We start from the raw sequence: 23,855 nt of genomic DNA on the forward strand, positions 1-23,855 counted from the left end.
CTCGGCAGCTGCTACAAAGGGTGTCGCGGCTGAAATTGCTTAACTGGCTGGTTCAAGGCAAGCCGTTGCAGCAATGCTTCAGGAAACCGGGGTGTTGCGCCAGACGTTTGAAATACTCATCGACGGCGGGGTAGTCCGGACGCTCGATCGGGGTCATCAGCCAGCGGTTGACGGACAGGCCGATGACGATGTCGGCCAGGGTAAACCGTGGTCCGGCGACATAGGCCTTGGTGGTTGCGAGTTGATGTTCGAGGATGCCCATTTTCTGGTTCCAGCCGCGGATGCCGACATCCAGGCTATGCGGGTCCTGGAGTTCCGGGTCCTTGCGCACCAGTGCCATGAACGGGTATCTCCAGGACGGATTGAGCTCGGTGGCTTGCCAATCCATCCACTGCTCCACCCGAGCGCGGGCGGCCGGTTCAGTAGGCAGCAGCTCGGAATGATGGTGATGGTGTTTGCCGACCAGATAGCGGCAGATGGTATTGGACTCCCATAACACCCCGGCTTCATCGATGATCACCGGCACTTGCGCGTTGGGATTGAACCGGAGGAACTCCGGGCTGTGGGTCGAGGCAAACCCGCTGCCCCAGTCCTCACGTTCGTAGGTTATGCCCAGCTCCTCGCATGTCCACAAAACCTTGCGGACGTTGATCGACGAGGCTTTACCCAGAATCTTCAGTGTGTGTTCCATTGAGCTACTCCGTTAGCGAATTGGTGCGCTACGGGAATCTAGCAGTGTGCCTGTCACAGGGCGACATACGTTGCTCTAAAAGGTTAGTTGAAATCCGTTCGCCTGGACGCCTTGATCGTTCCCACTCTCCGCGTGGTAATGCCTCGACGGAGGCTCTTGATTGGGCTTCAGGCACTTGGCCGAGTCTGGTTGGCCGGCAACAGGTCAGTCCAGATCGGGGTCGAACAGGCACTGGGGATGTGTGGATGGAGAACAGGTTGCCTGAGGATCCAGCCTTGAAGCCGTTGGTCGATGTACACCGGAGTTGATTCAATGCACTCACCCTTGGGCGCCACTTTGGCTTGATCCACTGACACAAATAGCGGTCCGGGCAGATCAAACACCGTCCGGGACTCGCTTACAACACCTGTGTCCTTGCGGGCGAAACAGCTGTTTCTGCGTCCGCTCAGGTCGGTTGTCATGACCCCGGCTTCTTCCAGGCTCGCATGCCAAACGTTCATGACAACGGCTGGCCCCTCGGCTTTCGGGTGAGCGGCCAGGCAACTTTTGATTGCCGGCATGAAACGAGGATCGCTCAGAAACTGCGTCCAGTCGTTCGGCTCCGAGGCTTGTGTCTGAATCGTTTGGCCGAGCAAGAGGGTCAGCACGCCGGTCAGGAAAATCGCTTTGCGCATAGGAATATCCGCGAGAAAAGTTTGCGGATTCTGCACTCGCCTCTCGGGGCGTGAAGGGTAAAAGATGTTTCGAAATGCGGATAAACAGTCCCGGAATGCTGTGTAGGAATGGTCTGAAGGTAATCGGCTTCGGACGAGCTCCACAGATTACGGTTTCTTGCACCCTTGCCTACAACTACGCCAGAATCCGCCGACTTGTGCGCCTGGTATCCGGACTCTATCGTTCCGTGTCGCTGCAAATTCAGCGATCGGGTTTCGCAGCCCGGGTATCTCTAGACGCATAGCGTCCACCGTTCGTGATCAATTCACGTTATGGCGGCTGTGCGTGGGAGGCCTTCGGGTCTACCGGGTTCTAGAGTCCCGGTCTGCGACCCGCGTACAGCTGCCACCCTTCGTATCGCAGCGAGACTTGGCAGCTCCATTACTCTAGGAGCATCACCATGTTCAAACCCACGCCCAACCCCCCACGCAATCCCAGCCCGATGTTCTCCATCTCACCCGGCATCAACAACGAAACGCTGTTGGCTCACGCCTGCGAATCACTGGCCTCGGCGAGCGTCATGACCAATGACTTTGCTACGTTTCTGGAAGGCAGTCAGCGCAACACGGCATTGGCGATCGCACAGATCATCATGCTGGCCGAACTGGCAGTGAATCGAGTGCTGGATAACCTTGATCCGCTGGACTGAACATTGAGCCAAGGTGAGAGGCCTTCCCTGTGGCGAGGGGGCTTGCCCCCGTTGGGTTGCGAAGCGACCCCAAGGCAGACACTGCGGTCATACAGTTAAACCCCGTGAACCGGATTACGACTGCTCCGCAGCCGAACGGGGGCAAGCCCCCTCGCCACAATATCCCTTGCCTGACCAAATTGATGCAGGTGCCTATGTACTCTCCCGCACCTTCAACTCAAACCCCATGTCCTGCACCGGCCTGGCCACGGTATTGCCGGCCATCAGTGTCAGCATCTGCTCTGCCGCGCGACGGCCAATGGCCTCTCGTGGGGTGTTGATGCTGCTCAGGCGCGGGACCATATGTTCGGACATGGGCAAGTCGTTGAAACCGAGGATCGCCACCTGCTCGGGAATCCTGATTCCATTGCGCAAGGCTTCAAGCAGGGCGCCCTGGGCCAGGTCGTCGTTGCCGAAGAAGATCGCATCGACATCGGGGTGACTGGCCAGCAGTTGCAAAAACAGCTCGCCGCCCAGGCCAACCGAGGAAGAGCGTGGCGTCAATACTTCCAGGTCCGGGTCATACAAACCGGCTTTTTGCAGGGCTTTGCGGAAGCCTTCGCCGCGCAGCAACGTACGCTGATCCAGTTGTGCGCCGATGTAGGCCAGGCGTTTGCGACCACGCGACAGCAAGTGCTCGGCCGCCGTTTCACCCGCCGCCAGTTGCGAGAAACCGACACAGTTGAGCCCGGCGGCGCTGTCCAGTTCCATCATGTACACACAGGGAATGTTGCTGGCTTCGATCATCCGCCGCGAACTTTCGGTGCGGTCGAAACCGGTCAGCAACAAACCGCGCGGCTGATACGCCATGTAGTTGCGCAGCAGGTTTTCTTCTTCATCACGTGAGTAGTGGAAGTTGCCGATCAGCACTTCGAAGCCCTTGGGGCGCAAAACCTGATGAATGGCTTCCAGGGTATCGATGAACAAAAGGTTCGACAGCGAAGGCACCAATACCACCACTGACTGGCTCTGGGCCGAGGCCAGGGCACGGGCGGCGGGGTTGACCACATAGTTGAGTTCCAGCGCCGCTTTCTGGACTTTTTCCACCAGTTCAGTGGCCACCGTACTGACGCCACGCAGGGCGCGGGACGCGGTGATCGGGCTGACGCCGGCCAGGCGGGCTACTTCGTTAAGGGTAGGGCGGCCAGTGGTGCGGGTATTTTTATCGTTCTTGGTTAGGTTCATCGACGGCTTGCCAAACAAAATTCAAGGCACTAAGGTAGCGCTGTCTCGATGCAGCTGCAAATGCGTGAGCGGGGGTTCGCCTGATCCTCGCTTTTTGGCGTTGGGACTTAACCTGCTGCAACCCTTAAAATGACAAGAAAGGCGTCGGCAATATCTGCTTTTGGTCTAGTGTCATAACTGGCAAAGGTAGCGCTGTCTGCGCGCTGAGGTGTTACATGAATCATCCCATCACCGCCCTGGTCATCATGGGCGTTGCCGGTTGCGGCAAGACGTGCGTCAGCGAGGCCCTGTGCCAACTGAGCGGCGCCACGGCCATTGAAGGCGACTCTTTCCACCCTGCCGCCAATATCGAAAAGATGAGCGCGGGGATCCCCCTGAACGATGAAGACCGTGCCGGCTGGCTCGACAGCCTGTGCGATGAACTGCGCCGTGTCGACGCCAAGGGCCAACGCCCGGTGCTGACCTGTTCGGCGCTCAAACACATCTACCGCGAACGCCTGCGCAGTGCCTTGCCGGGCCTGGGCTTCGTGTTCCTTGAGCTGACCCCCGAAGTGGCCGCCGACCGCGTCTCCCATCGGCCCGGCCATTTCATGCCGTCGACCTTGATCGCCAGCCAGTTCGCCACCCTCGAATCGCCCGTGGGCGAGCCGTTGACCCTGGCGCTGGATGCTTCGACCCATAGCGTCGAGCAACTGGCTGCGCAGGCTCATGTCTGGTGGCAGGCGCACGGCCTGAAGCAGGCGGTATGACTGTGTTTACAAAGACAGCGCTGTCCTCACGGCTTCTGACTAACCCGCTTCAATAACAACAACAACCAGGAGACACCCCCAATGTTTGGCATGTCCCACGAGACGTTCCTGCTGCTCGACGCAGTGGTCACGGTGATCGGGCTTATCGTCCTGATCACCAAGTTCAAGTTCCACCCGTTCATTGCCCTGACCATTGCCGCCGCTTTCCTCGGGCTGACCTCCGGCATGCCGATCGGCACCATCATCAAGGCGTTCCAGGACGGCTTCGGTGGCGTACTCGGTTTTGTCGGCATCATCCTCGCGCTGGGCACGATGCTCGGCAAAATGATGGCCGAATCGGGCGGTGCAGATCAGATTGCGCAGACGTTGATCCGCGCCTTCGGCAAGGACAAGGTGCAGTGGGCGATGATGTTCGCCGCGTTCCTGGTTGGCATTCCGCTGTTCTTCGAAATCGGCTTCGTGTTGCTGATTCCGTTAGTGTTCATCGTGGCCCGCCGCACCGGCGTGTCGATCATCAAGATCGGTATCCCGCTGCTGGCCGGTCTGTCCGCGGTACACGGCCTGGTGCCGCCGCACCCGGGGCCGTTGCTGGCCATTGGCGTGTTCGGTGCCGACATCGGCAAGACCATTCTGTACGGCCTGATCGTGGCGCTGCCGACCGCTATCATTGCCGGTCCGATCTTCGGTACGTTCATTGCCAAGCACATCCCCGGTCATCCGAATCAGGAGCTGGTGGATCAACTGGCGCGCGAGTCGGATTCCGCCGATCTGCCGAGTTTTGGCATCACTCTGGTCACCGTGCTGTCGCCGGTGTTCCTGATGTTGCTCAAGACCTTTGCCGACGTAGTGCTGCCGGACGGCAACTTCTTCCGCACCTTCATGGACCTGATCGGTCACCCGATCTCGGCGCTGCTGCTGGCGTTGCTGCTGTCGCTGTACACCTTCGGCCACAAGCAGGGCATCGGTTCCCAACAGATCCTGAAATGGCTGGATGCGAGCCTGGCGCCGACCGCCGCGATCATTCTGATCATCGGTGCCGGTGGTGGCTTCAAGCAGATGCTGGTGACCAGCGGTGTGGGTAACGTGATCGGCAACATGGCGGTGGCCGCGCAGATCTCGCCGATCCTGCTGGCCTGGCTGGTAGCTGCGGTGATCCGTATTGCAACCGGTTCGGCGACCGTGGCGACCATTACCGGCGCGGGCATCGTGGTGCCGGTGGTGGGGATGATCCCGGGTGTGAACCGTGAGCTGCTGGTGCTGGCCACCGGTGCCGGTTCGTTGATCCTGTCCCACGTCAACGACGCCGGTTTCTGGCTGGTCAAGCAGTACTTCAACATGACCGTGGCCGAAACGTTCAAAACCTGGACCGCGATGGAAACCATCCTGTCGGTGGTGGGCCTGGGCTTTATCCTGTTGTTGTCGCTGTTCGTTTAAGGCGAACGCAAGACACAAAAAAACCGCAGCGATGCGGTTTTTTTGTGGGTGATCGATTTCAAGACTGAACATAGAACAAATGTGGGAGCGGGCTTGCTCGCGAAGGGGGAGTGTCAGTCGACCAAGATGTTGTTTGATACACCGCATTCGCGAGCAAGCCCGCTCCCACAATGTTATGTGTTGTCAGTTGGTTTTTGGTGCCAACCCATCCGCCCGGAACATCCCGCGAATTCCGCGGACAGCCTGACGAATCCGGTCCTGGTTTTCGATCAGCGCAAAGCGCACGTGATCATCGCCATATTCACCAAACCCGACGCCCGGCGAGACACACACTTTGGCTTCGGCCAGCAGTTTCTTGGCGAACTCCAGCGAGCCCAGGTGTGCATAGGCCTCGGGAATCTTCGCCCAGACGTACATCGAGGCTTTCGGGTTTTCCACCATCCAGCCCAGTTCGTGCAAACCCTTGACCAGCACGTTGCGGCGCTGCCGATACTGCTCGGCGATGTCGCGCACGCATTGCTGATCGCCTTCCAGCGCCGCAATCGCCGCCACTTGCAGCGGGGTGAAGGTGCCATAGTCGTGGTAGCTCTTGATCCGCGCCAGGGCGTTGACCAGTTCCGGATTGCCGACCATGAAGCCAATGCGCCAGCCGGCCATGTTGTAGCTCTTGGACAGGGTGAAAAACTCCACCGCGATGTCCTTGGCCCCTGGCACCTGCATGATCGACGGGGCTTTCCAACCGTCGTAGACGATGTCGGCGTAGGCCAGGTCGTGCACCACCAGCACGTCATACTGCTTGGCGAGGGCGATGACGCGCTCGAAGAAATCCAGCTCCACGCACTGGGCGGTGGGGTTGGACGGGAAGCCGAGGATCATCATCTTCGGTTTCGGGATCGAGCCACGAATGGCCCGTTCCAGTTCAGCGAAGAAATCCACGCCAGGAATCAGCGGCACCGACCGCACCTGGGCGCCGGCAATCACGGCACCGTAGATGTGAATCGGGTAGCTCGGGTTCGGTACCAGTACGGTATCGCCCTGATCCAGGGTGGCCAGCATCAGGTGCGCCAGGCCTTCCTTGGAACCGATGGTGACAATGGCTTCGCTTTCCGGGTCGATGTCGACCTCGTAGCGATCCTTGTACCAGTTGGAAATCGCCCGACGCAGGCGCGGAATGCCCTTGGAGGTGGAGTAGCCGTGGGTGTCTTCGCGCTGGGCCACAGTGACGAGTTTTTCGACAATGTGCGGCGGCGTGGCGCCGTCGGGGTTGCCCATGCTCAAGTCGATGATGTCTTCGCCACGACGACGGGCGGCCATCTTCAGCTCGGCGGTGATGTTGAAAACGTAAGGGGGGAGTCGATCGATGCGCGCAAAGCGGCGCGGCGAACCTTGTTCGGCCATTGTTGCCTCGGATAACGTAAGCGCCCGGAACCGTCCGAGCGACGCTGGTCACTGCGGTGACCTGTGGCGGAATGTACGGGGAGCTGTGGCAGACTGTCCAGCCTCAAAGTAAACAAATTTTTCCGAAGGATAGGGTTCGATGGAATTTACCAGCGGCTTCTTGCTGAGCCTTTCGCTGTGCCTGGATATCGGCGTGGCCAACATCGCGATGATCACTCTGGCCATGCAACGCGGCTATTTCCAGGGCTTTGCGCTGGGGCTCGGGACCTGTGTCGGCGATCTGATCTACGCGGTGCTGGCACTGGCTGGCATGACCGTGTTGCTGCAGTACGAAAGCGTGCGTTGGGTGTTGTGGATCGGTGGCTCGGCGCTGCTGGTGTACTTCGCGGCGAAGATGATTTATTCGGCGATCCACCACGAAGCGGTGCTGGCGCAATCGGCCGAGGTGGGGCACAACTCCCATCGCAAAGAGTTCTTTCGCGGGATTTTCCTGGCCATGTCGTCGCCCAGTGCGATTCTCTGGTTCGCTGCGGTGGGCGGTACGCTGATCGCTCGTTCCGGTGGCGGTGGCGCCCTCAGTTCCGCGCTGTTTCTCGGCGGTTTTCTCTGCGCGGGGATTCTCTGGTGTATCGGGCTGTGCTTCGCCGCGAGCCATGGCGGCAAGTTGCTGGGCGACAAGCTGCTGCGTTATTCCTATCTGGCATCGGCCGCGATCTTCTGTTATTTCGCGGTCTACGTGATCCTATCTGGCTACAACGAGTTCGTCGGTGCCGCTGCCGTCGAGCAATTGCACGCACTGTAATTGGGCGAATCGGGTTTGGCTTCTATACTCCCAGCCGAACCCATTTTATGTGTCAGGAGTCGAGTCATGGATGAATTAGCACGCGTCGAACTGACGCAACCGCGCTTCGAACACGGGCATTTCCTGCTGATTGCAGGGCTGGGCGGTCGATTCACCCAGCAAACCACCCGGGATATTCCAGCACTCTGGGATAAATTCATTCCCCACATCGGCAATGTTCCGGGGCAAAAAGGCGAAGTTACCTACGGCGTCTGCTGCAATTTCGACGGCAAGGGCGGCTTCGATTACATCGCTGGCGTCGAGATCAGCAAACTCGACGACTTGCCGGAAACCTATCGCTGGGTTGAAGTGCAGCCCCAGTATTACGCGGTGTTCGAGCACAAGGGGGCGCTGGACACCTTGCCACAGACCTTTCGCTACATCTTCGACACCTGGCTGCCACAGTCCGGACACCAGGCGCTGGATGCCCCGGAGTTCGAACGCTACAGCGAAGACTTCAACCCCAAGCTCAACACCGGCAAGCTGGAGATCTGGGTACCGATCAAAGCGTGAGATGTGCATCGAGAGGCGAATCAGCCGATTCGTCTCTCGATGTCCCACGACGGCTGATTTATCATCCCCGGCCTTTCCCACGCTGATCCCGAGCTGCCATGAACACTGTCATCCGCAACGTCACCCCCGCCGATCTGGACCGTTGCTTTGCCATCGAAACCGTTGCCTATGAAGGTGACGAAGCCGCTACCCGCGAGAAAATCGCCACCCGCATCGCCACCTGGTCCGAGGGTTTTATCGTCGCTGAGGTGGACGGCGTGGTCGCCGGTTTCATCAATTCCGGTGCGGCGTTTCAGGTGGAAATGTCGGACGAGGCGTTCAAGGAATTGATCGGCCACGACCCGGCCGGCCCGCATGTGGTGATCATGTCGGTGGTGGTGCATCCGGATTATCAGGGCCAAGGCCTGGCCAAGCGCCTGATGGGCGAATTCATCGAGCGCATGCGCGCGATGGGCAAGGTCAGCATCAACCTGATGTGCAAGGAACGGCATATTCCGTTGTACGCCGGTTTCAGCTTTGCCTACGTCAAACCCTCGGCGTCCGACCATGGCGGCATGGCGTGGCATGAGATGGTGCTGGAACTGTAAGCCCCCCTGTGGGAGCGGGCTTGCTCGCGAAGAGGCATCACATTCAATAATGATGTCGACTGAATAGTCCGCTATCGCGAGCAGGAGTTAGTAGTAGCCCTTAGTTTCAGGGTTAGTAAAGACTTTCCCGGACCGGAGCCGGAGCCAGCGGTTGTAGGTCTATGCATCGAACTGGCCGCCATTCAAACACTTGTGGAACGCACCGACACAGGGCAGGTGGGGTTGTGAATACTATATTCCGTTGAGTATGTTCCGTACGGCGCTTACCGCTTTATCAAGTACAGCCTCCTCACTGAGGTCGGTTGTATCAATCCGCACCCAACTTTCCAAACCGCATCGTTCGTAGCTGGATCGGACTCGATTTTGATACTCAATGAAGCTCTGAATGCGATCCTCATTACCTCCATCATAGGCTCCACTCTCGCTCAGGCGGAATGATTCTTTACGCTGTGCAGCGAGAACTGGGTCAACATCTAAGAAAATGACGAAATCCGGTTTTCTAATTGTCGAGAATACTACTAAGGCCTCTTCAGCCAAATCTTCGTTTTTAAGTAGGAAGCGAGCAAGGTACTTATAGTACCAACCATCTGCGATGCAACTCATGCCAGAGTCAACTAGTGGTCTTATGGCACCATAGTCTGTGGCCTGAAACCAAGCGGTTATCAAGGCCAGCCAATGTCTGTCACCTAGTTGTTCAAGTGGGGCTTGGTCGGGATAATCCCAAAGAACTTCACGAAGGCGGGACATATGGAACTCTGAATAACCTGACGATACCGGTGGACGGTTCTTGTCTATGTACTGTAGCGCCGCGTTGGACTCAAAAATTTTGTCATATGTGGCCCTTGCAACAGTGGATTTCCCGGCGCCATCCGTACCTTCAAAAGCGATAAATATTGCCGACTGAGATGTATCTTTCATGCGAAACCTCCCAAGTAAGCCTCGGTGTCCAGAGAGTTTCTACCACTTCCTTCTATTAACGGCCGAAATCCTTCTCTGCGATATATCTCTGACATTTTTTTACCGAGTGTATTCAGGAAATTCACAGATGGTCGCTCTCTTGTAGAATATTGCGAGCCAGCGTCAGGGTGGAACGCTGCAACTGCAGGAACTACTCCCATATCTCCAAAGTACTCTATGCCTTCAATGATTGATTCTAACGGTTCCATGCCGGCTACAAAACCTGCGTATACATTGCCGCGACCTAGAACGTCTACAGCAGCTTCAAAAGCGGCAAGAAATCGATCCCGAGTAAAATCACGAGATTTTCCTGGGCAAACTTCGGAAAATAGGTCTGAGTTGAATACCTCCAGACTCATTGACATGTTGTTGCCAACTGTTTTGAATCGCTCAAAAAGTCGAAAGTCCTTAGGAGGCATAGAGATCAAATGATAGTCTAAGTCGTTTTGTAGGTTTTTTTGTTTTATTCGTTCAAGTAAGTCTATATGCATTAAATATCCTTTGTCATAATTCGGGACTGTGCCGCCATTCAATAACACCCTCTTGAACCGGTTGTTCTCTTCTTCAATAGCTGTTGCTACTGCTTCCCCCGCTATATCACCTTTAACACGCATCTTATGATCAGATAAACTTTCTCTTGCAGGGCCCAGAGAGCAAAATTTGCATTCATGACCATCGTTGAAGTAATAACAATGACCAGGTGAGAAAATTCCGAGGGTCGAATCTCCGTATACAGTCAAGTTTCTTTCGAGCAGTTCGCCATTGCTCAAGCGTCTTCCGTAAGAACGTGGTCTCGCCGGAAATGTGATTTTTATCGTTTTGTTACCGTATCTTAGTGATGGCGTTTCTTCTGCTAAAAATACTCTGAGGTTTGAGTTGGGGTTATAGTTGGCGGCTGCAATAATCTGACCGCCAAGAATAATTTCCTGTGGGGTCCGGGTGCCAGAGCTAAGTATGATGCTATCACCTATTCCATATGCTCGCCTTTTTTCAATGTGATTTGTTTGGGCCTGAAAGTACTCTAGGAACTCCTGGGTAAAACTAACGCCGTTAGATAGTAACTCAAGTTTCAAATTTACTATTTCTAATAGCATGGTTCGTCTCCGTTTGAATTGCGCTATAAAATTATTTGTATCATTTTTTCTGAGGATAAGGCTATCAATGTTCCGTTGTCTGATAGAGAAGCTGTCGTTGGTGGTGAACAGAATCTGGGGTGACCTTTATCATCGAACAATGCTCCACCTGCCTCTCTGAGAATTAACTCTGCAGCGGCAATATCACAACTCCGCTCATGTCCCGGTGGACCTATGTCTATGAATGCATCAAGAGCTCCAGCGGCAATCAGGCATATTTCCAAAGAAGAGCATGAGTAAACGCGAATTTTAGCCGCCGACCATATAAGGCTTTGAATTTTATTTATGTCCCTACTACCTTTTGGACGATGAAATGAAATTCGCATTTCTTCTATTGAGTTGGGTTTTCGAGTCTTAAGCCGTTTTACAATTATTGGCGACTGAAGATAGGCGCCCTCGCCGTATGCAGCTGTGTAAACTAAATCTCTTGATATGTCGTAGACCCAGCCGAAGACATAATTTCCATCATGATAAAGTGCCACGCTAGATGTATAACCGGGAAAGCCTAGAACAGCATTGTGTGTCCCGTCTAAAGGGTCTATCAATAAGTAGAAGTCTCCGTGACTTCCAAATTTTATAGGCGAGGTATTTTCCTCGGAATAGATAGTTAATGGAATGCTGATACTCGAAAGACATTCAAATAGTATATTTTGGCAATCTATATCAAATTTGGTTTGAGTATTGTCCCAGATCTTGTTCTCATTTTTGAAATCTGGTAGGCATGACAGCGTTGCCGCCCAATAACGACGTAATTGCTTTCTGGCTTCATAAAGGCATTCTTCTAGTTCGGCTACATATTCACGCTTGAATAACGCTCTCATATTGGTTGCTCAGTTATTAATTGTGTATGCCAATTCTCTCTATCTAATCGTGAGGCGTGCGATCTGACCTCAAAAAGCTTTCCTGCGTAAATGGCATAGTCTGCGCTCATGAAGGCACTGAAGGTTTTTGGAAATAGTGCTAGAGTTTTAACGTCCAGTTCATAGCCTAGTTTTTTTCTGAGCATATTGGCTGCTGCTCTTAGGCTTCCCCCCGTATAAGCTTTATCTATAATCAACCATGGCTCATTCGATGATGATGTGTGAGGAAAAATGTCTAGGAAATCGTTGTCTCTAGTTAGCAAGCTTGGATCGTTTTGCCGATGGATCTCTGAAAAGAAGATGTTTCGATCTCCTGTCGTTGCCAGATAACCAAGTGCGAGTGGTAGACCAGCCGATAGTAAAAATATTTTATTTTTTGCTATCGTTTTAATTTTGTGCCAAATGGCATGATACTCATAAATGTATCTCGTATTGAGCGCTAGACTACTGTCCCAATGTTCGTGAGAGATGTATTCGCTGTAGAACTCACAGAATCGATTGTGAAAGTCTATCGTTTCGTCGTTTGTGGCTATCAGCAACCTGTTCTTTGCTATGCCTCGAATCGTTGGTTTCATCGAAGAGAACTGTTTGTTATGAGAGAAGTTAGAGAGTGCTTCTCTAATTAGAGAGTTTTTGTATTCGAGCAGTAAAGGTTTGGAGGGTCCAGAAATAGCTATTTCCGGGGACAGGCCGTCTCCTTTTATTTTACGAAGCTCACTCGAGTTTAGTTGACTCGTTCTTAGGTTTAGGTAATTCCATGTGTTCACTATTTCGTCGTCGGACAAATAGTTGAAGTTTGGCTCAATATTGCTCAAGTCGTAGATCATCACTTCTGGATGACGAAGTTCGAAAGAGGCTTTTTGAAGGTGACAGCCATTTAACAGTGCTTTGCGATAAGCGTAATAGTCATTTGTTTGCACACCGCTCAGTGTTCGCCAAGCGTGATGCTCACTAATAATGGTTATAAGGTTCGAGTTTGAGTTTTTAAAATAAGGTGAAGGGAGAGTACGCTTCATGGTTTGAATCTCACGAAAATTGAAACGTTATGGGCTTTAACTTATTTTTCAGTTCGTGTTTTGTTCTTGCAGGTTTTAAGTTTATTTTGCTGGTCTGTGGCTATGGTTTTTTTCTTTGATATTGACTTTAGTCGCCACAATAGAAGCAGCATTAGGATGAACGAGCAAAGCACTAAAGCTAAAAATATGGATTGCACCGTGTAATCGTAAAGTGATAGCAGGGAGACTGAAAAAACTATGCCAAAAATATTTAGTATTAATATGGTAAGCAATGTGGGAATCCAGAAGTCTTCCATGCTCCTCAATGTCATACGGGTCACAATGTAAACAAATTCAAATACTAAGAAAGGAATCGAGATGTGAATGTTATTTTCAATTAGTTTTCTGGTTGGCGCGTCTGACGTATAAATTATTGATATATATATTCATTTAAGAAGAAACAGCCAATTAACAAGGGTGTCAGTATTATTAGCCCAAGAGTTATTCCTTGGGTGTAGGTTTTTATGATCGATTGTATATCCATTGCAGTGTAATAGCGTGCTGCGACGATCCCCGTCGCGTTTCCCACTCCGATAGAAATCATATATATAATGCTAATGAAGTGGAGAGATGCCTGGTATGCGGATAAACTGCTGTCACTTAGGTTTTTTGAGATTATAGAAAGCATAAGGAAGAGAAAGCTTTCACCGCCAAGGCACAGTGCTATGGGGAGACCTCGAATCGTGTAATTAACATACTCTTTTTTGGGGAGGCATCTGGTGTGCAGAAAATTTTCAATATGTTGTTGTATTTTTAGATTGAAAAAAAATAACGCTAGAGCAGAAAAAATGCACCGTAAGGAAGAATATATCAGGATAAACTTGGATAAGGTTTTGCCTGACTCCATGGTAGTCAAGATGGCGCAGGCTACCAAAAGGGAGAAATTGAATAGCCATGTGAATATGACTTCGTATTGCGGTTTTTTGACTCCGTTAAAAAAATTGAAAATTGTTATCTGCAGATATATGGCAGGCATTGAGAGAGAAAGTGTTAGTAGTGCTTTGAATTCTTCTGTTTGACCTAAGCCTGCGAGCGAGTTGAGTGTTGTTGTGCTTGTAAAAAATATTGCGCCTATGATAAGTGCTCCAAATAAGATAGCAAATCTTATCGATACAATTATTTCTGATTCTATTCCGCTTGTATTTAAATCATATGACCCTGCCACTTTTAGTAATGTTGTTGAAAAGAAACCGAAGCCGACGACTGTTAGGAACGAAATTGATGCCAGGGCAAACGATGCGGAGCTAAGTGAATCTACAATAAAGTGGCCAACAAAAGAGAAGTATATTAATGAAGCTGTCAAATCGCCTATTCTGGAAAATATGAGCGGAATGGCTATTCGGAAAACGTCCATACATAGGCCACCGATGAAAATACCAATAACTGGTTGTTTTTTAACTTTGTTTGGGTTAATCCCATTCCTTTAGTAGGTTCACCAATTTTGGTGTTCCAGTTGCAGCGAAATATTTTTTTCTGAAGTAATACTCGCACATCGAAGCTTTGTGTTTTGTTTGCTTGCGTTCGTTAAATTCGTTGTCAAGTGCAATAAGTGACTTTTCTGTTGCTGGATAGATTTTTGATTTTTGTAGAAGGGTCTCAATTGCCAAAAATACCAAATCCATGTATTTGAGTGTTTCTTCAATGTATGACCTACATTCTGTTTCAGTGGCTGCGCCTTGTCTGGCCAAAATGAAGAATTTATTCTTTATTTCATCAAATCCTTCGACGCGATACATGTTTGAATAAACCCACTTGTAGTGCTTGTTCGTCGTGCCTGTAAGGTAGGTGAAGCTCATTGTGGTTTTTAACATCATGTCACGGACGATCTCACATCCCATCCAGAGGTTTCCTGATTGCCAGCAGCCTTGAACATCCTGAAATGCGTAAAAAACAGGAAGCTTTTCACGGTGAGCTACGTAGATATGTTTTTCCAGAGGTATTCTTGATTTTAAATCGTTAAATTTTTCTTCATTTTTCAAAGCGTGCCCAATAATTGATCTGTGGATAACATTGTTTTCAGTGTTCGTCAAAATAGGGGCATATAGAAAACGCTGGTCGGAAGATATTTCGTTGAATGCAATTTCTATTTTTTCAAATATCTCTTCTATCTCTGAAAATGTTATGTAGTCAGCGTCAATGTGAATGCTGGTGTCACCGTAAAAATCGGTTGTATTATGAACTTCTTCATACTGAGTGATGTGCCGATAATTTATGTCGGTCACAAAGGCGTGTTCAACTCCTTTTATGCTGTGTGCATTGGGGCGTTGATCGCAAAGAATGATGCAGTCGATGTCGGAATGTATGGTGCCGATTCCTTCAATTAAAGATCCGGAAACAATAAGCACGCTCGTGTCGTCTAAATATGCCTTTTGGCGTAGGTAGTCTTTCGGGATTGAAATTTTCCCATCTAATATTGTTATTTCGGTGTCGGATGTTTTTGATTGTGAGGTTTTTATTAAGGCGGTCATTGCGTGTCGCTCCTTGCACAATGTCGAATGTTTAGAGTGTTATCATTGGTAGCGTCTATAACCCTTAACTTTAAATGATGTTTTGCGTTTGAAATTTGGTGGTTGACTTGATTTCGTGGTAATAGCGGTCGTGGCTAAACCATAGTTTTAATAAGAGTTGCTCGTCAATATTCAGGAAGAAAATCAGAAGTGCCTTACAGGCTTTGACAGTCGGATGACTTTTTAGAGAAAGAAAAATCTTTTTTGGGGTGGGGAATTCTCCTACAGAATAATTCGCAATGCCTTGTAGGAGTAGCGTTGGATCTGTTGTGTCAGTAAAGACTGTTCCTCACTGGCATCGGTGTTTCGTGGTCGTAAATCTCGGCATCGAACTGCCTGACATTAAAGCGTTTGTGATACGCGGTCTTCACCGTCATCAACATCACCGTACGCTCGATCCGGTCAGGCGAGGAAGCGCTCGTGCATTATCCGTACAAATCCTGGCGTATCGCCGTTTGGCGAACTGTTGAGACTGTCGACGCCCACCGAACTGATAACCACCAGCAGCGAGGCGCAGACCATCGCCTGATGTTCCTAGTTGAGAAAGCTGATCTGTTTGCGCAGTGCTCGTTCGTGGGGAAGGCCGTAAATGGCTTTCAGCGCTTCGATTGATTAATCATCGTTGATCCTTCGACGATTTAGAAAAGCAACCCCATCCGCCGCTCATAACCGATCCGGCCCTTGTACGCCTCGCCACTGTCGACAAAGCCAAACCTTTCGTACAGGGCGATGGCAGCTTCGTTATCGGCATCCACCGACAGCTCCAGCCCCCTGATTTCCGGCCAGGCCAGGCGTGCCGCCTCGGGCAGCGCTTGCAGGCAGGCCTTGCCGTAGCCCTTGCCCTGGGCGTGCTGATCAACCTGTAGTGCATGCAGGGTGGCGCTGTGTTCATCGGCCCAGGCTGGCAACACCGGCGGGCGCTTGAGCAGCAGGAACGCGACGGGAACATCCTCCGCCAGCAGGGCGAAGCCCTTGACGCCGGGTCCGGGCCGGGACAGCAGGGTGTGCAGGGCACCGTGGATATCACCGGAGAACCTGATTTGCTCCGGATGCACTTCGATGGCCTCGACCTGTTGGCACTGCAGCGCATTCAGGCTTTCATAAGGCGCGAGTCGGGCTGTCACGGGAGTGTCCTTTTTCCTACATAAATGAGTCTTGGATTCTAGCGATTCTGGCCGTTTGGATTATTTTTATTTCTTCTGTCGATTTGCCGGATCGCCGGACGACTAAGGGTGTCTTCACTATAAAAACCACGGAGAACCACCATGAACTCGCAAACCCAGATCCACAACCTCATCGAAAACTATCGTCAGGCGGTCATGGCCAAGGACATTGAAAAAGTCATGGCCCTGTACGCCGATGACATCGTCTCCTTCGACGCGGTCAAGGCCCTGCAATTCAAAGGCAAGCCGGCGTATCGCGCGCATTGGCAGGCCTGCATGGAAATGTGCCCCGGCCCGCACATCTTCGAATTCCACGAAATCACCATCGAGCCGTCCCAGGAAATTGCGTTCGCTCACTGGCTGGCACATTGCGGTGGCACCAACGACAAGGGCGAAACCCAGGCCTGCTGGATGCGTGTCTCGCAGTGCTATCGACAGGAAGCCGGGCTGTGGCAGATTGTCCACGAACATTGGTCGGCGCCGTTCGACATGACCAGCGGCGCGACGTTGTTCGACCTCAAGCCCTGATCGTCGGGAAGCCGAGCCGGAATGCCAATCAGCGACCATAGTTGATCGTCCGATAAGGAGAGCGTGATGAAGTACTTATGCCTGGTCTACAGCGATGAGCGTCTGTTGCACTCGCTGCCGGAAAGCCCGAAGGACGAAGAGTGCATGGCCTATGCCGAGTCGATCCAGGGCAGTGGCCGGATGGTCGCCGCCGAGGCGCTGGAATCGGTGCAGACCGCCACCACCGTGCGCATGCGCAACGGCAAGATGTCGATCACCGACGGGCCATTCGCTGAAACCAAGGAGCAGTTGGCCGGCTTTTACCTGATCGATGCCAGGGACCTCAACGAAGCCATCCAGGTCGCCGGGAACATTCCGGCGGCCCGGGTCGGCAGTGTCGAAGTGCGCCCCGTTCGGCAGTTGAATCCTTAAGATGCCGGGGCTGCCGGTTCAGGTGCAGGTCGAGCGAGTCTACCGCGAAGACTCGCGACGGATTCTCGCGACCCTGATTCGCTTGCTGGGGGATTTCGACCTCGCCGAAGAAGCCTTGCACGAGGCTTTTTTCATCGCGGTCGAACGCTGGCAGCGTGACGGTGTGCCGGACAATCCGCGGGCCTGGCTGGTGTCCACCGGGCGCTTCAAGGCCATTGATGCCTTGCGTCGGCGCGCGCGTTTTGCTGCGTCGCAGCCTTTGCTGATCGCGCAACTGGAAGAACTGGAACAGGCAGACTGGAGTGTTGAAGACGTGGAAGACGATCGCCTGCGGCTGATCTTCACGTGCTGTCACCCGGCCCTGGCGGCAGACGCGCAAGTGCCGCTGACGCTGCGGGAAGTCTGCGACCTGACCACGGAAGAAATCGCCCGGGCCTTTCTCTCGGCCCCGGCCACCATCGCCCAGCGCATCGTGCGTGCCAAAGCGAAGATCCGCGACGCGAAAATCCCTTATCAAGTGCCGACGCTCGCTGAGTTGCCCGAGCGTCTGGACAGCGTGTTGCGGGTGATTTATCTGGTGTTTAACGAGGGTTACTCGGCGTCCATCGGGGGCGAACTGATCCGCGAGGAACTGACCCGCGAAGCGATTCGTCTCGGCCGATTGCTGGTGGAACTGTTGCCTGAGCCGGAGGTAATGGGCTTGCTGGCGTTGATGCTGCTGCACGAGTCGCGGCGCCCGGCCAGGACTTCCGCGAGCGGCGAGTTGATTGTGCTGGACGAGCAGGACCGTTCGCTGTGGGACGCCGGGTTGATCAGCGAAGGCTGCACGCTGATCGAACGGGCGCTGACCATGGGACGATTCGGACCGTATTGCCTGCAAGCGGCCATCGCGGCGGTGCATGCCGAAGCCTCGACGGCGGGGGAAACCGATTGGCCGCAGATTGTCGGCCTGTATGACGTGCTGCTGCGGGCGGTACCGTCACCGGTGATCGAGTTGAATCGTGCGGCGGCGATTTCGCAACGGGATGGACCGCTGGCGGGGCTGACGTTGGTCGACGCCATTCTGGATCGGGGAGAACTGCTGGATTACCACCTGGCGCATTCGGCGCGGGCGGAGTTTTGTCGGCAACTGGGTCGCAAGCAAGAGGCGCGGGCGGCGTGGGAACGGGCGCTGGAGTTGACCCGGCAAGAGCCGGAGCGGCGGTTTATCGAAGCGCGGTTGCAAGCGTTAGGTTGATGTGATCTTGCGGGCCTCTTCGCGAGCAAGCCCGCTCCCACAGGGATTGATGGCGTACTCGATACCTGTGGGAGCGGGCTTGCTCGCGAATGGCCGCGCCGCTATTCCAGCATCTTGCCCAGCAACCAGCTCCCCGCTGGCCCCGGCGGATTCAGCCGTGACCACAACGCATCCACCGACACTGTTTTCGGCCACCCGCGCACTTCCAGCTCCTGCAGCGTGCCGGGCCCGAACCGCTCGACCAGCCAGCGGGGCAATGGCGCCCAGCCGAATCCGCCCTGGGCCATTTCCAGCAGCATCAGATAACTCGGCGCTGACCAGACGCGGCCCTTCGCCCGACTGTCATAGGGATTGATGATGGTGGCCAGACGCAGCTCGCGGTGCTGCTGCAGCACGTCCTGATCGACGTAATCCAGCTTCGCCAACGGGTGTGCGGCGGACACGAACAAGGCGATTTCCGTGCGCTCGTCCACTGTCGAGCTGACCAGGTCCGGCGGGTAACTGTCCTGCATTTCGGCAAAGGCAATGTGCGCCCGGCCGCTTTGCACCAGTGACATCAGGTCATCGCACTCGGCGATCAGGCATTCGAGCTCCAGGTCCGGGTAACGCTGTTCGAAGGCACTGAGTGACGCCTCGAAGCGGTCCGACTGATAGGTGTCGGACAGCGCCACCGTCAGTTTCGCCTCCACCCCTTGGGACAGTTGGCTGGCGGTCATTTCCAGGCGACTGGTGGCGGCCAGTATGTCTTCGGCCCGTTGCAGCATGACGTGCCCGGCCGGGGTCAGTCCGGGCTTGCGGCTGCTGCGGTCGAACAGCGTCAGGTTCAGATCGATTTCCAGGCTGGCCACTGCCGCGCTGATGGTTGACTGACTGCGGCCCAGCTTGCGCGCCGCGGCGGAAAACGAGCCCTGGGTCGCCGCTTCGACAAACGCCAGCAACACTTCGTGAGAGGCCATAAACTATCGCCTTGATCGATGGTTATTGGTTATGAAGTATCGACGTAATGACAGATCATGGCAACCACAGTCACTCAAGGGAGTCTGGCCATGAGCGCCAACAAATCCATTACTGAACGTATTTTCCAAGCCATCGGTTTCGAACTGCTGGCCATCCTGATCTGTACCCCGTTGCTGGCCTGGATCATGCAGAAACCGATGCTGGAAATGGGTACGGTCACCGTCCTCATCGCCGCTCTGGCCCTCGCCTGGAACGTGGTCTTCAACGGTATGTTCGACCGGGTGCTCAAGCGCCTCGCCATCGCCCACAACGCCTGGGTTCGTGTCGTGCATGCGCTGTTGTTCGAAGGCGGTCTGGTCGCCCTCGGCGTGCCGCTGATTGCCTGGTGGCTGAGTGTCAGCCTGTGGCAGGCGTTCCTGCTGGATATCGGTGTGTTGCTGTTCTTCCTGCCATACACCTACATCTACCACTGGGGGTATGACGTGGTTCGGGAGCGGGTGTTGATGACTCGCGAGGTTTGCTAAATACCGTTTTTGTGGCGAGGGAGCTTGCTCCCGCTGGACCGCGAAGCGGTCCCAATCTTTGCGACTGCTTCGCAGTCGAACGGGAGCAAGCTCCCTCGCCACAGGGTTTTCAAACAGCCGTCGTCACTCGTTTTACAAAAACATCCCCCCCGACGCCTCGATACGCTGACCATTGATCCACTGACTGCCCGGCACCAGCAGCAGCGCAATCGCGGCGCCGATGTCATCCGGCAACCCGGCGCGACCCAGGGCGGTGTTGTTCGCCACCAGCGTGTTCAACCCGGGGTTGTCACGCACGGCGCCACCGCCGAAATCGGTTTCAATCGCGCCGGGTGCGAGGATATTCACCGCGATGTTGCGCGCACCGAGTTCCTTGGCCTGGTAGCGGGTCAACACTTCCATCGCGCCTTTCATTGCCGCGTAGGCGCTGTGGCCCGGCAGGCTGAAACGGGTCAGGCCACTGGAAATGTTGACGATGCGGCCGCCGTCATTGAGCAATGGCAACAAGGTTTGCGTGAGGAAAAACGGCCCCTTGAATTGGATTTTCACCAACTGGTCGAACTGCTCGACGGTGGTGTCGACGAAGTTGGCGTGCAGGCCGATCCCGGCGTTATTGACCAGAAAATCGAAGCGCTCGCGCCCGAAGTGGCTGTGCAGGACCTTCGCGACTTCGCTGCCGAAGGCGCTGAAATGCTCACTCCGGGCAACGTCCAGTTGCAGCATGGCGGCGCGACCGCCCAGGCCTTCAATTTCGGCCACCAGTGCCTGCGCCTCATCGGCGCGGCTGTTGTAGGTGCCGATGATGTCGATGCCTTGGGCGACCAGGTGCAGGGCTGCGTTTTTGCCGAGGCCGCGGCTGGCGCCGGTGATCAGTGCGATTTTACGGTTCATGGGACTTCCTCAGGTGCAGTGGGCGGTTGATGTGAGGAAGTTTATTTATCCGCTGATGGGTGATAAACAGAGTGAAACCGGAATCACTGGTCGGATAAGCCGAACAATCAATGAGCAGGCTGATGAACAAACTGGAACTTTTGCGCACCTTTGTCCGTGTCAGCGAGATGTCGAGTTTCACCCTGGCCGGAGAAAGCCTGGGCCTGCCTCGATCAACGGTGTCCGAGCATGTGCAGGCCCTGGAGGCATTGCTCGGAACACGGTTGTTGCAACGCACCACGCGCAAGGTGCAGGCGACCCAGGATGGCCTGGTGTTGTACGAGCGCAGCAAGGATCTGCTGTCGCATATGGACGAAATCGAGGGATTGTTTCGTCAGGACGAGGCGTCGCTGGTCGGGCGGGTTCGCATCGACCTGCCGAACATTCTGGCCCGCCGGGTGGTGATGCCGCGCTTGCCGGAGTTCATGGCGCGGCACCCGCTGCTTGAACTGGAAATCAGCAGCACCGACCGCCGGGTCGATCTGCTCGCCGAGGGGTTCGATTGCGTGCTGCGCATCGGTGCTCAACCGGATCAATCGGTGGTGGCGCGACACCTGTGTGACTTCACCATGGTCAATTGCGCCAGCCCTGCGTATTTGCAGCGCTATGGCGTGCCCGGGCGGCTGGAAGATCTGGCGCAGCATCGGCTGGTGCACTACGTCGGCGTACTGGGCGGGCGTTCTGAAGGGTTTGTGTACGTCGACAAGGGGCAGGTGCAGCGACTGCCGATGGCCGGCAGTGTCACGGTCAACAGCACCGATGCTTATGAGGCCGCGTGCCTGGGTGGTTTCGGCCTGATTCAGGCGCCGAGGATGGGCATGCACCAATACCTGCGAAGCGGCGAATTGGTGGAGGTGTTGCCGCAGTTCAACGCGCCGTCCATGGAGGCGTCGCTGCTGTATGCCCGGCAGCGGCATTTACCGTTGCGGGTCAGGGCGTTCATGGACTGGCTGGGAGAAGTGATCCGCTCAGAAGTCTGAAACCGGTCCATTTGTGGGTGCGGGCTTGCTCGCGAAAGCGGTGTGTCAGTCAACATCATTGCTGCATGACACACTGCTTTCGCGAGCAAGCCCGCTCCCACAGGTTTTTGCAGTTTGGATCAGACGTGGAAGTAACCCACGCATGAATCGAACGGCAGGCGCTTGAGTTCGATCTTGTTCAGGTCGAGTACTTCACGCAGGGCCTTGGTTTCGCCCGGGAAATTGCGGTAGGCGACTTCGTCGAGCACCACGATCGCGCCTTTGGGCATGTACGGCAGGAAGGTTTCCAGCGCGACTTTGGTCGACTCGTACAGGTCGGTGTCGAGGATCAGCATGGCCACGACCAGGTCCGGACGGGTCTTGATCCACTCCGGTACGGTCTTGACGATGTCACCCTTGACCAGCTCGCAGCGCGGAATGCGGTTGACCGGGCGCAACAGGTCGTTGGCGTCGATCATGTCCTGGATCAGCGACTGGTCGGTGTCGGCGAACATGGTCTCGTTGACGTCGGCCGGGTCTTCTTTCTTGTCGATGCTCTGGAAGCCTTCGAAGGTGTCGAAACCCACGATCGAGCGGTTGATCGCATACGGTTCGAGAATCATCGACAGGTGCATGTAGAGCATCAACGAGTTGCCCTTGTACACGCCGCACTCAATGATGGCGCCCGGTACTTCTGCGACCTTCTTGAACAGCTCCATGCGCGACAGCGCGGCGGTCACGCCAATGCGGTTGGCGAAGACGAACGGAGCGTCGGCCACGTATTCGGCATCGACCCGTTTCAGGACGTTGGTACGGGTTTCGTTGTACTGGGCCTCGGCGGGCGTGATGCGACGCTTGGTCATTGCTGGATTCCCTGGAAATTCGAAAAGTCGTGGACGTGGAAGTAGTCTTTGAAACCGGCGCCGACATCCGGGCAGGCGCTGTCGACGTTAATCGCGCCGCGCTGCTGCTTGAGGTCGTCGAGGTGCATCAGGCGAAAATCCACGCTGAAGCGGGTTTGTTGCGTGTAATTGGGAACGGTGCCGTGCAGGTGCGAACCGGAGAACACCAGCATCTCGGCGGTGTTGCCGGCGATGCGCAATTCGCAGGCGCTGTTGATCGCTTCGGTGGGCACCGGATGTTGGCGCGCCTCTTCCCTGACGTTGTCCTTGGCGCGCTGGCGTTGCACGTCGATCCAGTCAGACAGGCTCCACTGCGCCGAGGTGTTTTTCACCGGGGCGTCGAAGTAGGCCGGGTTGATCATCATGGTCTGGTCAGGCTGGATCGTGTAGACCGGCATCCAGGTATTGATCTGACAGTCGACACCGCCGTACCAGGTATCGCGATGGGGCTTGTAGGCATAGCTGACGCCGGCGTGCAGGTAGTCGTAGTTGGGCACGACGCGGATACGCGGTACGTCGAAAATGAACTCCTCGGGAGCCGCACCGATTTCGTCGGTGAAGCTGCGGATCAGCTCCTTGGCGCGCAGGCTATTGGTGAACTGGCCCTTGAGGCGAGTCACCAGCACCACGAACTCTTCCACCGGCATCAGTGTATGCAGCGCCTGGTGGTTGGTTTCGCCATCGAAGGCTGCCGTGATGCTTTCCTGGGCAAAGGTACAGAGTTCCTTTGCCGCTTTCAGTTCGGTGTTGAGGAAGATGTCGCCAGCGTAGATCGCACTTCTGAAATCAGCGTGCTTGTGCAACTGATTGATGAATAAGTTCACGGTTCTCACCCAGGAATACTTTGGCTCTCATAAGAGTCGGCAACACATTGGCAAACTGAAGCGCAATCCTTGAACGAAAGGAGCAATACCTCGATTGGGCGATGAAAT

The 23,855-nt window shown here is 54.5% G+C and carries 27 protein-coding genes and 1 pseudogene; 12 read left to right on the forward strand and 16 right to left on the reverse strand.

Going from position 1 to position 23,855, the window contains the following annotated elements; translation table 11 throughout:
- Positions 1 to 52 precede the first annotated feature (52 nt).
- Both PMI28_RS18885 and PMI28_RS18880 read right to left on the reverse strand, forming a co-directional pair.
- Positions 53 to 691 carry a glutathione S-transferase family protein gene (locus tag PMI28_RS18885; protein WP_007985165.1) on the reverse strand — a complete coding sequence of 213 codons (639 nt, stop codon included), beginning with the start codon at positions 689 to 691 and terminating at the stop codon, positions 53 to 55.
- A 167-nt stretch (positions 692 to 858) separates the two neighbouring features.
- The gene (locus PMI28_RS18880) at positions 859 to 1,365 is read right to left on the reverse strand and encodes a hypothetical protein (RefSeq protein WP_007985167.1); all 507 of its coding nucleotides are present in this window, start codon (positions 1,363 to 1,365) and stop codon (positions 859 to 861) included.
- Between the two features lie 440 nt (positions 1,366 to 1,805).
- Here PMI28_RS18880 and PMI28_RS18875 point away from each other — a divergent pair, with 440 nt between their 5' ends.
- A complete protein-coding gene (locus PMI28_RS18875; protein WP_007985169.1) occupies positions 1,806 to 2,054 on the forward strand; it encodes a DUF6124 family protein in 249 nt (82 codons plus the stop codon).
- A gap of 192 nt (positions 2,055 to 2,246) precedes the next feature.
- On the opposite strand, the gene PMI28_RS18870 is transcribed toward PMI28_RS18875, so the two are convergent.
- Positions 2,247 to 3,278: a LacI family DNA-binding transcriptional regulator gene (locus PMI28_RS18870; protein ID WP_007985171.1), complete on the reverse strand. Its 1,032-nt coding sequence runs from the start codon at positions 3,276 to 3,278 to the stop codon at positions 2,247 to 2,249.
- 215 nt (positions 3,279 to 3,493) lie between these two features.
- Here PMI28_RS18870 and PMI28_RS18865 point away from each other — a divergent pair, with 215 nt between their 5' ends.
- Positions 3,494 to 4,027, forward strand: coding sequence for a gluconokinase (locus PMI28_RS18865; protein ID WP_007985173.1), 534 nt, complete (start codon positions 3,494 to 3,496; stop codon positions 4,025 to 4,027).
- An 81-nt stretch (positions 4,028 to 4,108) separates the two neighbouring features.
- Complete coding sequence (locus PMI28_RS18860; RefSeq protein WP_007985175.1) at positions 4,109 to 5,461, forward strand: GntP family permease; 1,353 nt, start codon at positions 4,109 to 4,111, stop codon at positions 5,459 to 5,461.
- Between the two features lie 183 nt (positions 5,462 to 5,644).
- On the opposite strand, the gene alaC is transcribed toward PMI28_RS18860, so the two are convergent.
- Positions 5,645 to 6,859, reverse strand: a complete 1,215-nt coding sequence (gene alaC, locus PMI28_RS18855; protein ID WP_007985177.1) for an alanine transaminase — start codon at positions 6,857 to 6,859, stop codon at positions 5,645 to 5,647.
- Between the two features lie 139 nt (positions 6,860 to 6,998).
- Between alaC and PMI28_RS18850 the strand changes: the two genes are divergently transcribed.
- From PMI28_RS18850 to PMI28_RS18840, 3 genes are all read left to right on the forward strand, one after another.
- Positions 6,999 to 7,661, forward strand: a complete 663-nt coding sequence (locus PMI28_RS18850) for a LysE family translocator (protein WP_007985179.1) — start codon at positions 6,999 to 7,001, stop codon at positions 7,659 to 7,661.
- A 66-nt stretch (positions 7,662 to 7,727) separates the two neighbouring features.
- Positions 7,728 to 8,213 (forward strand): GyrI-like domain-containing protein, encoded by a 486-nt coding sequence (locus PMI28_RS18845; protein ID WP_007985181.1) that lies wholly within the window; start codon positions 7,728 to 7,730, stop codon positions 8,211 to 8,213.
- A gap of 98 nt (positions 8,214 to 8,311) precedes the next feature.
- Positions 8,312 to 8,800, forward strand: a complete 489-nt coding sequence (locus tag PMI28_RS18840) for a GNAT family N-acetyltransferase (RefSeq protein WP_007985183.1) — start codon at positions 8,312 to 8,314, stop codon at positions 8,798 to 8,800.
- Between the two features lie 231 nt (positions 8,801 to 9,031).
- Here PMI28_RS18840 and PMI28_RS18835 read toward each other — a convergent pair whose 3' ends face one another.
- From PMI28_RS18835 to PMI28_RS31440, 5 genes are all read right to left on the reverse strand, one after another.
- Positions 9,032 to 9,718, reverse strand: coding sequence for a dTMP kinase (locus PMI28_RS18835; RefSeq protein ID WP_007985185.1), 687 nt, complete (start codon positions 9,716 to 9,718; stop codon positions 9,032 to 9,034).
- Positions 9,715 to 10,851, reverse strand: a complete 1,137-nt coding sequence (locus PMI28_RS18830) for a radical SAM protein (protein ID WP_007985186.1) — start codon at positions 10,849 to 10,851, stop codon at positions 9,715 to 9,717. The genes PMI28_RS18835 and PMI28_RS18830 overlap by 4 nt, the downstream gene beginning before the upstream one ends.
- Positions 10,852 to 10,874: 23 nt before the next feature.
- The gene (locus PMI28_RS29505; RefSeq protein ID WP_007985187.1) at positions 10,875 to 11,711 is read right to left on the reverse strand and encodes an inositol monophosphatase family protein; all 837 of its coding nucleotides are present in this window, start codon (positions 11,709 to 11,711) and stop codon (positions 10,875 to 10,877) included.
- Positions 11,708 to 12,766, reverse strand: coding sequence for a hypothetical protein (locus tag PMI28_RS18825; protein WP_007985188.1), 1,059 nt, complete (start codon positions 12,764 to 12,766; stop codon positions 11,708 to 11,710). Before PMI28_RS18825 ends, PMI28_RS29505 begins: the two co-directional genes overlap by 4 nt.
- A 409-nt stretch (positions 12,767 to 13,175) precedes the next feature.
- The gene (locus tag PMI28_RS31440; RefSeq protein ID WP_338010073.1) at positions 13,176 to 13,781 is read right to left on the reverse strand and encodes an MATE family efflux transporter; all 606 of its coding nucleotides are present in this window, start codon (positions 13,779 to 13,781) and stop codon (positions 13,176 to 13,178) included.
- Between the two features lie 73 nt (positions 13,782 to 13,854).
- On the opposite strand from PMI28_RS31440, the gene PMI28_RS31015 reads away from it, so the two are divergent.
- Complete coding sequence (locus PMI28_RS31015) at positions 13,855 to 14,232, forward strand: hypothetical protein (RefSeq protein WP_238540677.1); 378 nt, start codon at positions 13,855 to 13,857, stop codon at positions 14,230 to 14,232.
- Here the strand turns inward: PMI28_RS31015 and PMI28_RS18820 are convergent.
- From PMI28_RS18820 to PMI28_RS18815, 3 genes and pseudogenes are all read right to left on the reverse strand, one after another.
- Positions 14,215 to 15,273: a hypothetical protein gene (locus PMI28_RS18820; protein ID WP_007985190.1), complete on the reverse strand. Its 1,059-nt coding sequence runs from the start codon at positions 15,271 to 15,273 to the stop codon at positions 14,215 to 14,217. The two genes, PMI28_RS31015 and PMI28_RS18820, sit on opposite strands and share 18 nt — an antisense overlap.
- A gap of 444 nt (positions 15,274 to 15,717) precedes the next feature.
- Positions 15,718 to 15,921: pseudogene (locus PMI28_RS31445) on the reverse strand (pyridoxamine 5'-phosphate oxidase family protein); the annotation flags it as partial.
- Between the two features lie 29 nt (positions 15,922 to 15,950).
- A complete protein-coding gene (locus PMI28_RS18815; RefSeq protein ID WP_007985192.1) occupies positions 15,951 to 16,436 on the reverse strand; it encodes a GNAT family N-acetyltransferase in 486 nt (161 codons plus the stop codon).
- Between the two features lie 141 nt (positions 16,437 to 16,577).
- Between PMI28_RS18815 and PMI28_RS18810 the strand changes: the two genes are divergently transcribed.
- From PMI28_RS18810 to PMI28_RS18800, 3 genes are all read left to right on the forward strand, one after another.
- Positions 16,578 to 17,003: a YybH family protein gene (locus PMI28_RS18810; protein WP_007985193.1), complete on the forward strand. Its 426-nt coding sequence runs from the start codon at positions 16,578 to 16,580 to the stop codon at positions 17,001 to 17,003.
- A gap of 66 nt (positions 17,004 to 17,069) precedes the next feature.
- Positions 17,070 to 17,414 (forward strand): YciI family protein, encoded by a 345-nt coding sequence (locus PMI28_RS18805; RefSeq protein ID WP_007985194.1) that lies wholly within the window; start codon positions 17,070 to 17,072, stop codon positions 17,412 to 17,414.
- A gap of 1 nt (position 17,415) precedes the next feature.
- A complete protein-coding gene (locus PMI28_RS18800) occupies positions 17,416 to 18,651 on the forward strand; it encodes an RNA polymerase sigma factor (protein WP_007985195.1) in 1,236 nt (411 codons plus the stop codon).
- A 101-nt stretch (positions 18,652 to 18,752) separates the two neighbouring features.
- Here PMI28_RS18800 and PMI28_RS18795 read toward each other — a convergent pair whose 3' ends face one another.
- A complete protein-coding gene (locus PMI28_RS18795) occupies positions 18,753 to 19,607 on the reverse strand; it encodes a LysR family transcriptional regulator (RefSeq protein WP_007985196.1) in 855 nt (284 codons plus the stop codon).
- 90 nt (positions 19,608 to 19,697) lie between these two features.
- Here PMI28_RS18795 and PMI28_RS18790 point away from each other — a divergent pair, with 90 nt between their 5' ends.
- The gene (locus PMI28_RS18790; protein ID WP_007985197.1) at positions 19,698 to 20,132 is read left to right on the forward strand and encodes a multidrug/biocide efflux PACE transporter; all 435 of its coding nucleotides are present in this window, start codon (positions 19,698 to 19,700) and stop codon (positions 20,130 to 20,132) included.
- 132 nt (positions 20,133 to 20,264) lie between these two features.
- On the opposite strand, the gene PMI28_RS18785 is transcribed toward PMI28_RS18790, so the two are convergent.
- A complete protein-coding gene (locus tag PMI28_RS18785; RefSeq protein WP_007985199.1) occupies positions 20,265 to 21,023 on the reverse strand; it encodes an SDR family NAD(P)-dependent oxidoreductase in 759 nt (252 codons plus the stop codon).
- Positions 21,024 to 21,145: 122 nt separating this feature from the next.
- On the opposite strand from PMI28_RS18785, the gene PMI28_RS18780 reads away from it, so the two are divergent.
- On the forward strand, positions 21,146 to 22,042 hold the full coding sequence (locus PMI28_RS18780) for a LysR family transcriptional regulator (RefSeq protein ID WP_007985201.1): 897 nt from the start codon (positions 21,146 to 21,148) through the stop codon (positions 22,040 to 22,042).
- A 119-nt stretch (positions 22,043 to 22,161) separates the two neighbouring features.
- Here PMI28_RS18780 and PMI28_RS18775 read toward each other — a convergent pair whose 3' ends face one another.
- Together PMI28_RS18775 and PMI28_RS18770 are read right to left on the reverse strand one after the other, a co-directional pair.
- Complete coding sequence (locus PMI28_RS18775) at positions 22,162 to 22,884, reverse strand: TylF/MycF/NovP-related O-methyltransferase (protein WP_007985202.1); 723 nt, start codon at positions 22,882 to 22,884, stop codon at positions 22,162 to 22,164.
- A complete protein-coding gene (locus PMI28_RS18770; RefSeq protein ID WP_033063219.1) occupies positions 22,881 to 23,747 on the reverse strand; it encodes a hypothetical protein in 867 nt (288 codons plus the stop codon). The genes PMI28_RS18775 and PMI28_RS18770 overlap by 4 nt, the downstream gene beginning before the upstream one ends.
- Positions 23,748 to 23,855: the final 108 nt, after the last annotated feature.

The organism is Pseudomonas sp. GM48 (assembly GCF_000282335.1).
GTDB lineage: Bacteria > Pseudomonadota > Gammaproteobacteria > Pseudomonadales > Pseudomonadaceae > Aquipseudomonas.